16 protein-coding genes are annotated in these 14,824 nt (G+C 66.6%); 9 read left to right on the forward strand and 7 right to left on the reverse strand.

The genetic code is table 11. The features are described from left to right. Positions 1-18: 18 nt before the first annotated feature. Positions 19-396, forward strand: coding sequence for a hypothetical protein (locus ACFRJ8_RS06930; protein ID WP_377985383.1), 378 nt, complete (start codon positions 19-21; stop codon positions 394-396). A 345-nt stretch (positions 397-741) separates the two neighbouring features. Then, entirely contained in the window at positions 742-1,551 is an 810-nt protein-coding gene (locus ACFRJ8_RS06935; protein ID WP_377985384.1) for a type IV toxin-antitoxin system AbiEi family antitoxin domain-containing protein, read from the forward strand. A gap of 385 nt (positions 1,552-1,936) precedes the next feature. On the opposite strand, the gene ACFRJ8_RS06940 is transcribed toward ACFRJ8_RS06935, so the two are convergent. Beyond that, positions 1,937-2,185 (reverse strand): hypothetical protein, encoded by a 249-nt coding sequence (locus ACFRJ8_RS06940; RefSeq protein WP_377985385.1) that lies wholly within the window; start codon positions 2,183-2,185, stop codon positions 1,937-1,939. Between the two features lie 149 nt (positions 2,186-2,334). Between ACFRJ8_RS06940 and fdxA the strand changes: the two genes are divergently transcribed. The 5 genes from fdxA to ACFRJ8_RS06965 all read left to right on the forward strand — a co-directional run bounded on the left by fdxA (position 2,335) and on the right by ACFRJ8_RS06965 (position 6,870). Continuing rightward, a complete protein-coding gene (fdxA, locus tag ACFRJ8_RS06945; protein ID WP_026266493.1) occupies positions 2,335-2,661 on the forward strand; it encodes a ferredoxin in 327 nt (108 codons plus the stop codon). Positions 2,662-2,673: 12 nt separating this feature from the next. Next, positions 2,674-3,822, forward strand: a complete 1,149-nt coding sequence (dapC, locus tag ACFRJ8_RS06950; RefSeq protein ID WP_377985386.1) for a succinyldiaminopimelate transaminase — start codon at positions 2,674-2,676, stop codon at positions 3,820-3,822. Between the two features lie 228 nt (positions 3,823-4,050). Beyond that, positions 4,051-5,334 (forward strand): citrate synthase, encoded by a 1,284-nt coding sequence (locus ACFRJ8_RS06955; RefSeq protein WP_090575702.1) that lies wholly within the window; start codon positions 4,051-4,053, stop codon positions 5,332-5,334. Positions 5,335-5,515: 181 nt separating this feature from the next. Beyond that, complete coding sequence (locus tag ACFRJ8_RS06960; RefSeq protein ID WP_377985387.1) at positions 5,516-6,211, forward strand: TetR/AcrR family transcriptional regulator; 696 nt, start codon at positions 5,516-5,518, stop codon at positions 6,209-6,211. 47 nt (positions 6,212-6,258) lie between these two features. Beyond that, positions 6,259-6,870: a hypothetical protein gene (locus ACFRJ8_RS06965; RefSeq protein WP_377985388.1), complete on the forward strand. Its 612-nt coding sequence runs from the start codon at positions 6,259-6,261 to the stop codon at positions 6,868-6,870. Between the two features lie 119 nt (positions 6,871-6,989). On the opposite strand, the gene ACFRJ8_RS06970 is transcribed toward ACFRJ8_RS06965, so the two are convergent. Together ACFRJ8_RS06970 and dapD are read right to left on the reverse strand one after the other, a co-directional pair. Then, positions 6,990-7,847, reverse strand: a complete 858-nt coding sequence (locus ACFRJ8_RS06970) for a hypothetical protein (protein ID WP_377985389.1) — start codon at positions 7,845-7,847, stop codon at positions 6,990-6,992. Between the two features lie 105 nt (positions 7,848-7,952). Then, positions 7,953-8,963, reverse strand: a complete 1,011-nt coding sequence (gene dapD / locus ACFRJ8_RS06975; RefSeq protein WP_377985390.1) for a 2,3,4,5-tetrahydropyridine-2,6-dicarboxylate N-succinyltransferase — start codon at positions 8,961-8,963, stop codon at positions 7,953-7,955. Positions 8,964-9,165: 202 nt separating this feature from the next. Between dapD and dapE the strand changes: the two genes are divergently transcribed. Beyond that, the gene (gene dapE, locus ACFRJ8_RS06980; protein WP_377985587.1) at positions 9,166-10,263 is read left to right on the forward strand and encodes a succinyl-diaminopimelate desuccinylase; all 1,098 of its coding nucleotides are present in this window, start codon (positions 9,166-9,168) and stop codon (positions 10,261-10,263) included. Between the two features lie 84 nt (positions 10,264-10,347). Here dapE and ACFRJ8_RS06985 read toward each other — a convergent pair whose 3' ends face one another. The 4 genes from ACFRJ8_RS06985 to ACFRJ8_RS07000 all read right to left on the reverse strand — a co-directional run bounded on the left by ACFRJ8_RS06985 (position 10,348) and on the right by ACFRJ8_RS07000 (position 13,717). After that, positions 10,348-11,184, reverse strand: coding sequence for an amino acid ABC transporter permease (locus ACFRJ8_RS06985; protein WP_377985391.1), 837 nt, complete (start codon positions 11,182-11,184; stop codon positions 10,348-10,350). Further along, entirely contained in the window at positions 11,181-11,831 is a 651-nt protein-coding gene (locus tag ACFRJ8_RS06990; protein WP_377985392.1) for an amino acid ABC transporter permease, read from the reverse strand. Before ACFRJ8_RS06990 ends, ACFRJ8_RS06985 begins: the two co-directional genes overlap by 4 nt. Before the next feature lie 186 nt (positions 11,832-12,017). Continuing rightward, positions 12,018-12,902, reverse strand: a complete 885-nt coding sequence (locus tag ACFRJ8_RS06995; protein ID WP_090950585.1) for a glutamate ABC transporter substrate-binding protein — start codon at positions 12,900-12,902, stop codon at positions 12,018-12,020. Positions 12,903-12,961: 59 nt separating this feature from the next. Beyond that, positions 12,962-13,717, reverse strand: a complete 756-nt coding sequence (locus ACFRJ8_RS07000) for an amino acid ABC transporter ATP-binding protein (RefSeq protein WP_377985393.1) — start codon at positions 13,715-13,717, stop codon at positions 12,962-12,964. 349 nt (positions 13,718-14,066) lie between these two features. Between ACFRJ8_RS07000 and ACFRJ8_RS07005 the strand changes: the two genes are divergently transcribed. Then, positions 14,067-14,810: a TIGR00730 family Rossman fold protein gene (locus ACFRJ8_RS07005; RefSeq protein ID WP_377985588.1), complete on the forward strand. Its 744-nt coding sequence runs from the start codon at positions 14,067-14,069 to the stop codon at positions 14,808-14,810. Positions 14,811-14,824: the final 14 nt, after the last annotated feature.

The following is a 14,824-nucleotide window of genomic DNA, read 5'->3' on the forward strand; positions in this document are numbered from 1 at the left end:
CCGGGCTTCGGCTGAAACGTGACTAAGAGAGCTGCCGGTACGGCAGGCGGTATTGCCGCCGCCGTGCCGGCAGCTCTTTTTGTTGCCCTCGCAGGCACGGCCCTGCATCGGCACGATCTGGTCCTGGGCGGCGTGGACCTCCCGTGGGGCGCTGTGGCGGCTCTCGTGCTGCTGGGCTCGGTCCAGCTTTGGCTCGGGGCGGCGTTCCGTTCCGTCGTCCCGACGGCGGTGTGCGGCGTCCTCTGTTACGCGCTGACCGGCTGGTGGTCCACCCTGGAAACAGGCAAGCGCCTGGTCATCGGCGACACCTCGGGCAACATCTGGGTCTTCGGCATCGCAGGCATCACCCTGGCCATGCTCGCCTGGTGCCGCCGGTACCGGCGCCCGCCCGGCTAGGACCCACCCCCGGCCTGCCCCCACGCTCGGGGGGACATGCTCATTTTTCGTTCGCTCGAATGGACACAATGGCATTATGTCCGCCGGCGGCCCGGTGCACGGGACATGTCCAGTCCTCATGGTTGGGTTTGTTCGGTCGGCACTACCCTCGTCGCTGGACATGCTCGTTGTTCGTTCGCTCGAGTGGGCACAATGGCATTATGTCCGCCGGAGGGCCGGTGCGCGGGACAAGTCCAGCCATCGACCCCAGTCCGGGCAGGCTGCGGCCCTGCCCGGTCCGAGCGGTTGTCCACATAGCGCGGGATCCGACTACTCGGGCGCGGCCTGCGGCTCCACTATGGGTGAATGGCCAACATCCTCGAGGTGCTCTCGAATTATGACGGCGTCGCCCGCGCCAAATACATTGCTGCGGCGGGAGTCTCCGATTCTCAGCTCAGGTCGGCGATGGCCACGGGATCGGTGTCCCGGGTAGCCCGCGGCGTCTATGCCTTGCCCGGTGCGGACGCGCAGCTGATCTCCATTCGCTCGCTTCCGGCGGAGCCTGCGTGCATCACCGCGGCCCACTTCAGCGGACTGTGGGTTCTCCATTCCCCAACCCAGCCGCATGTAGCCCTCACCCACAGCAGGCACTACCAGGGCTTCGTCTGCCACCGGGCCTCCATGCCGCCGACGCTCCTGGACACGGTCATCCAATGCCTGCGCTGCTTGCCCGAACCAGACGGGCTGATCATCGCCGAATCCGCCGTCGTGCTGAAGGGACTCCCTCTGGGTTCGCTGCGTCAGCGGCTCGGTGGCCGGAATGACTCCCGGGAGCGCCGGATCGTATCGGCGATCGTCCCGCAGTCGCAGTCGGTCATTGAGTGCCTGGCCCGGTTCCTTCTGCGGCGGGCCGGCTTCCACGTTGAATCGCAGGTCAACGTTCCGGGCATGGGACACGTCGACCTGATGGTCGATGGCCGCCTCGGCATAGAGGCTGACGGGGCCGGGTTCCACATGGACAGGTCAAGCTTCGAGGAAGACCGGCGGCGTTGGAACGTCACAACGCGCCGGGGAATCCCGACACTGATTGTGACCTACCAGCTGCTGAGGGACCATCCTGAGGATTTCATCACCATGGTCCGGGAAGCGCTGAACAGGCTGTCCGCCGCCGCCTAAAGTCGGAGGCGAATTTCCAAATTTCGTGCGTCCTTGCACCGCGCCCTTGCGCAATGATCCTGCACTTCGCCCGCTGCGCTGCGCTGTGGTCCTGGGCTTGGCTCGCTGCGCTGTGGTCCCGCGCTTCACGCTTGCACCGTGATCCCGCGCTGCACCCAGTCACGGCTGGACATGTCCATTTCTCCGTCGATTCACCACTGGACATGTCCCGCGCTGCCAAGTGCCGATGCGCATTACGGTGAAATGTGCATCGCCGGCAGCGAGGGGAGGGCATGTCCATTGGGCGCGGGGGTGGCGGGTGGCCATGTGCGTGGCTCGCAGGCGGGGGAGGGCATGTCCACTGGACGCCCGAGCCCGCAACCACCGGCCACCCGCGAACCGCTGCTCAGCCGCCCTGCACGCGCCGGGCGCGGCGGGGTGGGGGTGGCGGGACTTCCTTGGCCGCCACTACGAGGGGGAGGGCGATGGCGACGTCGGAGTGGCGGGTACGGACAGTGCACACACCGTCGGCGCGTTCCACGAGCTCGCCAAGGGCATCCGTCAGGCCGCCGTCGATCCGGTACCGAACCACAACACGCGTGCCGAGCGGGGCGCCGGAGAGGAACTGCTGGGGCAGGGGCAGGGGCGAGCTCATCTGATCATAGTAAGACGCGGAGCATGTATGACGTCCCGCTAGGTTCGCGGGAACAGGCTGGGAGATAATAGGCTCGGAAGTCAGAAGCCCGGCTCAGGGCCTGGAAATCATCCGGCCGGTCGCCGGAACAACGTGGAGAGGCCAGGGACGTGACGTACGTAATCGCGCAGCCGTGTGTAGATGTTAAAGACAAGGCATGCATTGAGGAGTGCCCCGTCGATTGCATCTACGAGGGTGAGCGTTCCCTGTACATCCACCCCGACGAGTGCGTGGACTGCGGTGCCTGTGAGCCGGTCTGCCCCGTGGAGGCGATCTACTACGAGGATGACACCCCCGAAGAGTGGGCTGACTACTACAAGGCCAACGTCGAGTTCTTCGACGAACTCGGTTCCCCGGGCGGCGCGGCGAAGGTCGGGAACACCCACACCGACCACCCCATGATCGCCGCCCTGCCGCCGCAGAACCAAGACAACTAGGACGGCGCTACGGTGACATCCGCGGTGCGCACCTTCGGCCTGAGCCTGCCCGATTACCCGTGGGAGGCCATGGCGCCGTATCTCGCCACGGCAGCCCGGCACGAGGCAGGAGCCGTCAACCTTTCCATCGGAACCCCGGTGGACCCGACGCCGGCCCTCATCCAGGACGCGCTGCGCGCAGCCGCGAACGCCCCGGGCTATCCCACCGTTCACGGGACGCCGGCCCTGCGGGAAGCCATCGCCGGCTGGTTTGCGCGCCGGCGCGGCGTTCCAGGGCTCGATCCGCGGGATGTGATGCCGACGGTGGGCTCCAAGGAACTCGTCGCGTGGCTGCCGTTCCTGCTCGGACTGAAATCTGGCGACGTCGTCGTCCGCCCCACGGTCGCGTACCCCACCTATGACATCGGAGCCACCTTCGCCGGTGCGGAGCAGATCGCCGCCGACGACCTCGACGAGCTCGACGCCGGCACCCGGGCCCGCGTGCGCCTGGTCTGGGTCAATTCACCGGCCAACCCCACCGGCAGCGTCCGGGACATTGCATCGCTGCGGCGGATCGTCCGGCAAGCCCGCGAGCTCGGCGCCGTGGTCGCGTCCGACGAATGCTACGCCGAACTCGGCTGGGGGGAGTGGGACGTCCAGCGCGGCGGCACTCCGGTCCCCAGCATCCTGAACCCTGAGGTCGCAGAGGGTTCCCACGATGGCCTGCTAGCCGTCTATTCGCTGAGCAAACAGTCCAATGTGGCCGGCTACCGGGCGGCATTCGTCGCCGGCGATCCGGTGATCATGGCGAACCTGGTCAACAGCCGCAAGCACGCCGGGATGATTGTTCCGTATCCCGTGCAGGAAGCCATGCGGGTGGGCCTCGGCGACGACGCCCACGTCGAGGCCCAGAAGGATCTGTACAGGGGCCGGCGGGAACGGATTGTGCCCGCGCTGGAGGCGTTCGGCCTGACAATCCATGAGTCCAGGGCGGGCCTATATCTGTGGGCCACCGCCGGCGAGGCGACGTGGGACACCGTGGGCCGGCTCGCGGACCGCGGGATCGTCGTCGGCCCCGGCGTTTTCTACGGCGACGCCGGCCATGGGTTCATCCGGGTGGCGCTGACCGCCAGCGACGAGAGGATCGACGCCGCGGTATCGCGGCTGGCCACCGGAGCGTAACAATGCTGTGACGCGTGCCACATGTGGCACGTTTTCGGCGCTTTGGGCGCCTCCCGGATTAGTACCACCCGCGAAGTGAAGGTACTTTTTAACTGACGATCAATGGTGGCTTTCCACAAGAAGGCAGCGCAGCCTTTGGAAATCCTGTCCGCACAGGATCCGCGGGCAGCTTCACCAGATGTTGGACCAGCTTTCGACAGAGGCCCCGATGCCTCATGAGGAGACTCCATGACTGAAACCACCAGCGCAACCCTGCGCCATGCCGGCGGCGAACTCGAACTCCCGCGCATCAAGGTTGTAGAAGGAAACGAAGGCTACGACGTTTCCAAGCTGCTGAAGCAGACCGGCGCCGTCGCCTTCGACCCCGGTTTCATGAACACCGCGGCCACCACCTCGGCCATCACCTACATCGATGGTGACGCCGGCATCCTGCGCTACCGCGGCTACCCGATCGAGCAGTTGGCCCAGCACTCAAGCTTCCTGGAAGTCTCCTACCTGCTGATCTACGGCAACCTGCCGACCCCCACCGAGCTGGAAGCCTTCGACCAGAGGATCCGCCACCACACGCTGCTGCACGAGGAGCTCAAGGGCTTCTTCAGCGGCTTCCCCCGTGACGCCCACCCGATGCCGGTGCTGTCCTCGGCCGTGTCCGCACTCTCGACGTTCTACCAGGACTCGCTGGATCCGTTCAACGCCGAGCAGGTGGAAGTCTCCACCATCCGCCTCATGGCCAAGATGCCCGTCATCGCCGCCTACGCCCACAAGAAGTCGATCGGCCAGCCGATGCTGTACCCGGACAACTCGATGAACCTGGTAGAGAACTTCCTGCGCCTCAGCTTTGGCCTGCCGGCCGAGCAGTACGAAGTGGACCCGGTGGTCGCCAAGGCCCTGGACCTCCTGCTGATCCTGCACGCTGACCACGAGCAGAACTGTTCAACGTCGACTGTCCGCCTGGTCGGCTCCTCGAACGCCAACCTGTTCGCGTCCGTCTCCGCCGGCATCAACGCCCTCTTCGGCCCCGCCCATGGCGGCGCCAACGAGGCCGTCCTGAAGATGCTGCGCCAGATCCAGGCCGACGGCATCAAGCCCGAGGACTACATGGAGAAGGTCAAGAACAAGGAAGACGGTGTCCGCCTCATGGGCTTCGGACACCGCGTCTACAAGAACTACGACCCGCGCGCCAAGATCATCAAGGCCACCGCCCACGAGGTCCTCAGCAAGCTCGGCGGAAATGACGAGCTCCTCGACATCGCCATGCGCCTTGAAGAGAAGGCGCTGGGCGATGACTACTTCATCCAGCGCAAGCTCTACCCGAACGTGGACTTCTACACTGGCCTGATCTACAAGGCCATGGGCTTCCCCGAAAAGATGTTCACGGTGCTGTTCGCCATCGGCCGCCTGCCGGGCTGGATCGCCCAGTGGCGCGAGATGATCAGCGATCCCAACACCAAGATCGGCCGCCCGCGCCAGCTTTACGTCGGCGAACCGGAACGCAACTACCCGTCGCTGTAGCCCGCCCGCCTGCCACGGCAGGCACGCGCTAGCACGCACGACGCCGGCCGCGCACCTCCCGCTGAGGTGCGCGGCCGGCGTCGTTCCCTAGGCCCTCGGTGCGGATGTGACCCGCGCCACGCCTCTGGAGGGACCGGTGTGCCCTGGGGCGGCAGCGGCACGGACGTGCTAAAAAAGACCAGTGCCTAAATTTGTCGACGCCGTAATCCGGCGCCAGGAAGTAGTTGACGCAGTCTTCAGGATCATCGCCGTGGATGGTCTTGAGCGGGCCTCCCTGCGGGAGGTTGCAGACGAAGCGCAGCTGGCCGTCGGCTCGGTGCGGCACTATTTCGCCAGCAGCGACGAGCTCCTAACCCACGCCTTCGCAGTGGTGGTGGACCGGATCGTAGGCCGCGTCACCGCCGCGGACTCCCGGCGGGGGGACCTGCAGCCAAAGTCAGCGGAGCACCACGTTGCTGTCATGGCACTGCTGGAGGAGTTTCTTCCGCTGGACGAGGAGCGCGCGGTCGACGCCTGCGTTTGGATGGCCTTCAAGAATGCCGCCCGTACAAAGCCGTTCCTGGCCGCCGAGGCCGACCGCAGCCACCGCGCGGTGGCCGCAGTGGTGGGCGGACTCATCCTGGGCCTGGCCGACGGCGTAGTCCCCGGCGGCACGGATTCCGACCCCGACGGCGCCGATGGGTCAGTCAGCATCAACCAGCAGGTGCTCGTCACTGAGGCGGAGCTGCTGCTGGCAGTCCTCGACGGTCTGACGATGCACGCCCTCCTGCAGCCCGAGTGGATGACGGCCCAGATGTGCAAGGACGTGCTCGACGCCCATCTAGAGGGCCTGAACCGCCGGCTGGCGGCCGGGCAGCCAGCCGTTAACGCCTCATAACAACAGGAATAGACTGGGACCGTACGGCATGCCAAGGAGGCAATTGGATGCACCACACCGGCGGACCTGGCTGGCGGATCACGATGGACACTTCTGGTCCCATGCTCATCGCCCTTTATATTCGTGACGCTGCCGGTCTGGACACTGCGGGGCATCCGGCGCTGTGCCACGTGGCCCCGAAGATCCGTGCCGCGGACCACTCCCACCTGACCGCCGAGGTTGGCGGCCCGGCCGCGCTCAAGACCGAATGGGAGGCCTGGTGGGAGCAGCTGCTGAAAGCTCACCCGGAAATGTCTCCCGAGCTCGCCCCGCCGGGTTTCCGTGCGTTCGGCAATTCGCCGGCCCTCCGGCGCGTGCTGCAGGCCCACTTCGGGGCGGCCCTGACGTGGGCCCGGGAACGCCGTGGGGAATACGTGGCCCTCGAAGCGGAGCGTGAGGCCAACGGAAGCAATGAGCTGCTGGCCGACATGGTGGAGGACCGCCTGCTTGAAGTGGGACGCGCATCACAGGATTTCGGCCTGACGATCATCGAGCTGCCGCTTGCGGAGCCGCGGGCCTGGTACCTCGAGCCGGACAAGATCCTCATGAGCCACGAGTTGTTGTCCCAGCCGGAGCTGTTCCGCAGCTACGTGCAGCCGGTGGTCGACCTGCTGGTCTAATCCGTGCGTTGGTTGTCCGCCGGACGGCTGGCATTCCGTCGGTCCGCTAGCCTGGCGGCTGGCCGGGCCGGCTGTCTGCCAGTCGGCTAGTAGCCCGGTTGGCGGCTGACCGCCAGCGGTCAGGTAGCGGGCGCGTCGGCGACGGTTACCCGGACCTGGCCGGCCGGGACTGAGGCCGGCTGCCAGCCGTCGCGGGACTGCCGGTTCCAGGCACGGCCGTCGACCTCCACGCTGGTGATGGCGAGCTCCTTGGCGTTGGCCACGGCCCACTGCCCCACAGCCCAGGCCTTCGTGCCGTCGGCGTCCACCAGCAGCGTCCGGCCGCTGCTGGACGTCTGGACGTTCCCGAGCGCGGCGGTCAGCTCCGCGGAGACCGTAGCAGGATTCCCGGCGGTGTCGGGGGACCGCAGCGAGCAATCCAGGCCTGCGGGCGTCTGGCCGCTCAGGGCGGAGGCAAAGGCGCGGGCCATCAGCTCATGTTGGGCGTAGGCCTCCGGATACGCAGAACGCTGCACCTGCTGGGCGGCGTCGGTGATTTCCAGCGACTCGTACCCGGAGATCTCGACGAGCGCATCGTAGAAGGCGTTGCTGGCGTGGTATGGGTCCATCACCTGCGCTGTGGTGCCCCAGCCCTGGGACGGCCGCTGCTGGAACAATCCGCGTGAGTCGGGGCCGGCCTGGTCGCCATGGCCGATGTTGCGCAGTTTGGATTCCTGCATGGAGGTGGCCAGCGCGATGCTGGCGGCCCTGGCGGGAAGCCCACGCCGGACCGCGACCGCGGTGATAAGCGAAGCGTTGGCCGCTTGGTCGGTGGCGAGGTCATCGCCTCCGCTGCCCGCCGCCGTGCAGCGTTCGGCGATCAAGGTTTCCGATCGCTGCAGGAACGCCACTGCGGTGTATATCGCGCCCGCGACCATCGCCAAGGTCAGCAGAAGGACGATCCGGCGCCGCCAGCTCCCTCGTCGTGCCACGGACATACTCCCTCAGGCCCTAGCGGGCTGCGTCATCGGCTGCTTCATCGTTGCGGGTCGGCCCCGGCCGGACGGTCTTTGCCGCCCGCCACACCGTACCAGCCCGTGCTGTCAGTTGGCGTGCAGGTCCGCGTTGAGCTCCACGGTTTGGCCCTTGCGGGGCAGCGCCTCGACGGCGCCGGTGGCGGAGTTGCGGCGGAAGAGCAGGTTCGGAACCCCGGAAAGCTCCACGGCTTTGACTATCCGGCTGGTGTCCTCGCCGTCGGCATCCCGCGGGCTGATGACGCGGACGCGCGTGCCGGCGGTGACGTAGAGGCCAGCCTCCACCACTGAGTCGTCGCCTAGGCTGATGCCGACGCCGGAGTTGGCGCCGAGGAGGACCCGCTCGCCGAGGGCGATCTTTTCCTTGCCGCCGCCGGAGAGGGTTCCCATGATCGAGGCGCCGCCGCCGACGTCGGAACCGTCACCGGCAACGACGCCGGCCGAGATCCGGCCCTCAACCATGGAGGTACCCAGGGTTCCGGCATTGAAGTTCACGAAGCCCTCGTGCATGACAGTGGTGCCTTCGGCCAGGTGCGCACCCAGCCGAACACGGTCGGCGTCGGCGATCCGGACGCCGGAGGGAACAACGTAGTCCACCATCCGGGGGAACTTGTCCACGCCGAAGACGGTGACAGCGCCGCGCTTGCGCAGGCGCGCCCGGGTCAGTTCGAAGTCCTCCACGGCGGCGGGCCCGAAGTTGGTCCACACCACGTTGGGGAGCTTGCCGAAGATACCGTCAAGGTTAATGGTGTTGGGCTGGACGAGCCGGTGGGAGAGCAGGTGCAGGCGAAGGTAGGCGTCCGCCGTGTCCGCGGGTGCCTCGTCCAGGTTGATCTGGGCGAAGACAACCTGCTGCTCCGTGCCGCGGTCCGGGTCGGTGCCGCTGGCGGCGATGTCGATCAGCGACTGGTCAGCGTTTTCGACCTCACGCAGGTGTTCCGCCGCGACTCCGAGCGCCGGCGCCGGAAACCATACGTCCAGCACGGTGGCGTCACCGTTGCGGGTGGACACGGTGGCTACCCCGTAGCCATAGGCGGAGCGGGCGTCGGTGGGCACAGCGGAAGCAGCAGTTTCAGTCATGGCCCAAGTCTAACGAGAGGGCCCGCGGGCGCTGAAACCTGAGACGCCCAAGTGACAGGAGATGCTCGCCACCTACGTGTCGGGCCGGCACCTGCTGCGGCTCTGCGGGAAGACGAACAGATAAAGTGGGACGGTGACCCCCACGAACCCGCGCACCCCCGCCGATGCAACTGCCAGCGTCCCCGTCCGTACGCCTGTCCATTTGGACCTCCGCCAGGACGTTGCCCTGCTCACGGCCGCCCTGATTGACGTCAACAGCGTCTCCGGCAACGAAAGGGCCCTGGCCGACGCCGTGGAACATGCCCTGCGCCTGTTGCCGCAGCTGGAGCTGGTCCGCGACGGCGATTCCATCATCGCCCGCACCAACCTCGGCCGCCCCGAGCGCGTCATCCTTGCCGGGCACCTGGACACCGTGCCGCTTCCCACCACTGAGGGCTCACTGGGCACGGTGCCGTCGTACTGGCCGTCCGGGGCCCCGGGGGAGGGCATCCTCTACGGCCGCGGTGCCACCGACATGAAGAGCGGCGTCGCCGTTCAGCTGGCGCTGGCGGCCACCATCTTCGACGCCGGGGCGGAGCCGAACAAGGACGTCACGTTCGTCTTCTATGACCACGAGGAAGTCGAGGCTGTGAAGAGCGGCCTCGGCCGGCTGGTGCGCAATCACGGATCCCTGCTTGGCGGGGACTTCGCCATCCTGCTCGAGCCAACCGACGGGACGGTGGAGGGCGGCTGCAACGGCACCAGCCGCTTCGAGGTGACCACGAACGGCGAGGCCGCCCACTCGGCCCGGGCCTGGATGGGCAGCAACGCCATCCATGCTGCGGCCCCGATCCTGGCCCGGCTGGCGGCGTACGAACCGCAGACCGTGACGGTAGACGGCCTGGACTACCGCGAAAGCCTCAACGCCGTGAAGATTCACGGCGGCACGGCCGGAAACGTCATTCCGGACAAGTGCGTCATAGAAATCAACTACCGCTTCGCCCCGGACAAAACCCCGGACGGGGCCGAGGCGGTGGTGCGCGAACTGCTGGCCGGATTCGACGTCGTGCGCACCGACAGCGCCGCCGGGGCGCGGCCGGGACTCCACCACCCCGCCGCCGCGTCCTTCGTCGCCGCCGTGGGGGCGGAGCCGAAGCCCAAGTACGGCTGGACCGACGTCGCACGGTTCAGTGAGCTCGGCATCCCCGCGGTGAACTTCGGACCCGGCGATGCGCTGCTGGCGCACAAGGACAACGAGCACGTCGAGGCGGACGCCATCCGGGAATGCCTGCGGGCGCTGCGGACCTGGCTCAGCGCCTAACAGCGCCTAACAAGGTGCAACCAGCAACGTACAAAGGGTCCGAAACCTCCGAGAGGTTCCGGACCCTTTGTGGGTGGCGGGGCTTTACTTGGCCGCCGGGATTCCGGCGACCGGCACGTGCGCCACGCCGCCGGCGGCCCGCTTGGAGCCGCGGCGTTCGAGCCAGATGGCCAGGCGGGAGACCGCCAGGTCGATCGCGATGTAGATGGCCGCGGCCACGAAGAACACCGGGAACAGGTACTGCGGGCCGAGGAAGTCGGCCATGACCTGCACGGCCCGGAGCAGCTCGCCGTAAGCGACGATGTAGCCGAGCGAGGTGTCCTTCAGCAGCACCACGAGCTGTGCGACCAGCGAGGGCAGCATGCGCCGGATGGCCTGCGGCAGCTCGATGGTCAGCCGCGACTGGAAACTGGTGAGGCCGATCGCGAGGCCGGCTTCACGCTGGCCCTTGGGTAGCGACTGGACGCCGGCGCGGATGATCTCCGCGAAAATCGCCGAGTTGTAAAGGACCAGGCCCGCGACCACGGCGACGAACGAGCTGGTGGCAAAGACGAGCAGCACGAACAGCATCATGAGCACCACGGGCATGCCGCGCAGGAATTCCAGCACGATCCGGGTGGGCACCCTGACCCAGGCGTTGTCCGAGATGCGCATCAGGCACAAGAGCAGGCCCAGCGGGAAGGCAATCACGGCCGCCACCGCCGCGGCGGCGAGCGTGGCACCGATGCCGGCGGCGATCAGGGCCCAGACCTCGGGCAGCTGGAAGACCGCCCAGCGTTTGGGGTCGAAGATTCCCTGCTGTGCGAGGGTCATGACTGCCAGGACGAGGAGGCCGCCGATCACGATCACGCCGATGATGGAGCCAATCAGCGAAACCCGGCGGGCTTTGGGGCCCGGGACGTCGTAGAGAACAGAGCTCATCGCGCGATCGCCACCTTTCGTTCAACGACGCTGGCGAGGTAGCCCAGCGGGATGGTTATCAGCAGGTAGAAGAATGCGACGCCGACCAGAACCCACATGACGGCGTCGCCGTTGGCGTTGGCCAGCTGCTTGCCCTGGCCGAAGAGTTCCAGCACATAGAACGCGCCGGCCACAGAGGAGTTCTTGACCAAAGCGATCAAAATGTTGATCAACGGCGGGATCACGGTGCGCAGGGCCTGCGGCAGGATGATCAGGGAGAGCACCTGGCTGAACTTCATGCCGATGCTGCGGGCGGCCTCCGCCTGGCCCACCGGGACACTGTTGACGCCGGAGCGCACGGCCTCGGCAATGAAGGCCGAGGTGTAGGCGCTCAGGGCGATGATGGCGGCGACCTCGAACTGCTGGAACGTGACGCCGAGGCGGGGCAGAACCACCGCCGCGAAGAAGAATGCGATGGTCAGCGGGGTGTTCCGGACGATCTCGACGTACGCCATGCTGAAGCCGCGCAGCGCAGCGACCGGCGAGACACGGGCGGCAGCCAGGACGGTGCCGAAGACCAAGGCGATTAGGCCAGAGACCAAGGACAGGAAGAGGGTTCGGAGAAAACCGTCCCAATACTGAGGGAGGTTTTCAATGATGACGTCCATAAGTTCCTTCAGCTGCGTTGAGGGGATTCCAGGCGAAAGACGGGAGTGGCGGGGGGGGGGGGGGGGGGGAGTTAAATAACACCCCCCCCCCCCCCCCCCCCCCAAAGCAGGGATCCCCGGCCCGCGGGGGGGGGGGGGGGGGGGGGGGCCCCCCCACTTCCCCCCCCCCCAACCCGCCGCGGCCGACTAGTAGCGGTCGATCGTGGGAAGCGCGGGAGCCGTCTTGATGACGGTGCCGGCGGTGTCTTCCCAGGCCTTCTTGTAGGACCCGTCCTTGTCGAAGGCCTCCAGCTGGTCATTGATCCACATGCGGAAGGCGGTGTCGTCTTTCTTCAGGCCGATGCCATAGGGCTCCTTGGTGAAGGTCTCCTCCGATGCCAGCTTGAAGGCGTCCGGCTCCTTGGCCACGAAACCGGCCAGGATGACGTTGTCGGTGGTGATCGCTTCAACCTGCTTGTTCCGCAGCGGTTCAAGGCAGGCGGAGTAGGTCGCAGCCGGCACCAGCACAGCTCCGTACTTCTCGACGATCGTGGAGGCGGGCGTGGAACCGGTCACGGAGCAGACGTTCTTGCCCTTGACGTCCTCGGGCTTGGTGATGGTGTTGTTGTCCTTGTTCACCATCAGAGCCTGACCGGCCTCGTAGTACGGTCCGGCGAAGTCGACTTCTTTTTTGCGCTTGTCGTTGATCGTGTAGGTGGCGACGATCATGTCCACCTTGCCCTGCTTGATGAACTGCTCGCGGTTGGCGGAGACAGTTTCAACCCACTCGATCTTGTCGGCGGGGATGCCCAGCTTGGCGGCGATCAGCTTGCCGATTTCGACGTCGAAGCCGACGGGCTTGCCGTCGAGGCCCTTCTGGCCGAAGAGAGGCTGGTCGAACTTGGTGCCGATGGTGATCTTGCCTGCGGAGGCAAGCTTGGCCATGGTGGAATCGGCGGCGAAGCTCGGCTTCTCGGCTACAGGCGGGTTGGTGGTCGTGGGGGAGCTGCCGCCACAGGCACTCAGGCTGAGCGCCAGTGCTGCGGAGGCTGCAACCAGAAGGGATTTCCTTCGGGTCAAAAATGCCTTCATGACATTCCTTTCATTGGGCGGCCGCCGTCCGGCGGCCAGGGTACGAATTTCGGAGTCGGTCAGTGTGTCAGCAGCTTGGACAGGAAGTCCTTGGCCCGGCTGCTCTTGGGGTTGGTGAAGAATTCCTCGGGGGTTGCGTCCTCGACGATCTGGCCGTCGGCCATGAACACAACCCGGTCCGCCGCCTTGCGGGCGAAGCCCATCTCGTGGGTGACCACGATCATGGTCATGCCTTCCTTGGCCAGCTGGACCATGACGTCGAGAACCTCGTTGATCATTTCCGGGTCGAGGGCCGAGGTGGGCTCGTCGAAGAGCATTACCTTTGGCTTCATGGCCAGGGCGCGGGCGATTGCGACGCGCTGCTGCTGGCCACCGGAGAGCTGGGCCGGAAGTTTGGGGGCCTGATGCCCGACGCCGACGCGCTCCAGCAGTGCCATGGCGTCCTTGTCGGCCTCGCCCTTGGAGACGCCCTTGACCTTGATGGGGCCGAGGGTCACGTTTTCCAGGATCGTCTTGTGGGCGAACAGGTTGAAGGACTGGAAGACCATGCCGACGTCGGCGCGCAGCTTTGCCAGTTCCTTGCCCTCTGCGGGCAGTTCGTTGCCATCGATCTTGATGTCGCCGTCGTCGATGGTCTCGAGGCGGTTGATGGCGCGGCAGAGCGTCGACTTGCCGGAACCCGAGGGGCCGATGACAACAACAACCTCACCCTTGCGGACGTTCAGGTTGATGTCCTTCAGGACGTGCAGCTGGCCGTAATGCTTGTTCACGGCCTTCAGGGAGACGAGAGCATCGCCGGGCACTTGAGTAGTCATAGAAAGAATCTAGCGAAGATTGACGCAATATGACCCCAATCACCCTGTTTAGTGCAGATCGTGATTCAAGAGATACCTGCACGTCAGCGTCCCTTGCGGGGACGCCGCAGGCCTCCCGTCCCGGTCCCGGCCGCCGCCTGCTGCCGCTCCCGCGTCGACGCGCCGACGCGGCGGCGGTTGAGTTCCGCGCTAGCCTATGGGCATGAGTACCGATCCGCAGCACGGCCAGCAAGACGCCGAACAGAAGCCCGCCGGTAAGCCGGCCCGCGAGGCCCGCACAGCCCCGGCGGCCAACGGGATCCGCCACAAGGGCCCGCTTGAGCTGCGCCGCAAGGCCGCGAAGGTCACGATGTCTGACCAGACATTGCTGGACACCAAGGGGCCGGGCCAGTTCGTCCACACCGACCCCTGGCGCGTCCTGCGGATCCAGAGCGAGTTCGTGGAAGGATTTGGCGCCCTGGCCGATCTCGGTCCGGCGGTCAGCGTCTTCGGCTCCGCCCGCACCATCCCCGGGAGCCCGAACTACGAGCTCGGCGTCGAGGTCGGACGCCGCTTGGCCGAGGCCGGACTGGCCGTGATCACGGGCGGCGGCCCGGGGTCGATGGAGGCCGCGAACAAGGGCGCCGTGCAGGGCAACGGCGTCTCCGTGGGGCTCGGGATCGAACTGCCTTTCGAGCAGGGCATGAACCAGTGGGTGGACCTGGGCATCAATTTCCGGTACTTCTTCGCCCGCAAGACCATGTTCGTCAAGTACGCCCAGGGCTTCATCGTGCTCCCCGGCGGCCTCGGCACCCTGGATGAGCTCTTCGAGGCCATGGTCCTGGTCCAGACCCGCAAGGTCACCTCCTTCCCGATCGTGCTGGTGGGAACCGCCTTCTGGAGCCCCATGCTCGCGTGGGTCCGGGACACCCTCGTCGCGGAGGGGATGGTTTCGGCCGAAGACCTGGACCTCGTGCAGGTGGTGGATGACCCTGCGCTGGCCGTCGAGCTGGTCGTGGAGGGCGCCGCCCGCCACCGGAACCCTAACGGCGGCTCGGTCAACGGGAGCGGTAACCCGAACACTAAGGGAAGCGGCGCAGGAACTCGGGGCTGAACCCCACGGCCGCC

The sequence above is a fragment of the Arthrobacter sp. NPDC056886 genome, assembly GCF_042788715.1.
In the GTDB taxonomy this organism is placed as follows: domain Bacteria; phylum Actinomycetota; class Actinomycetes; order Actinomycetales; family Micrococcaceae; genus Arthrobacter.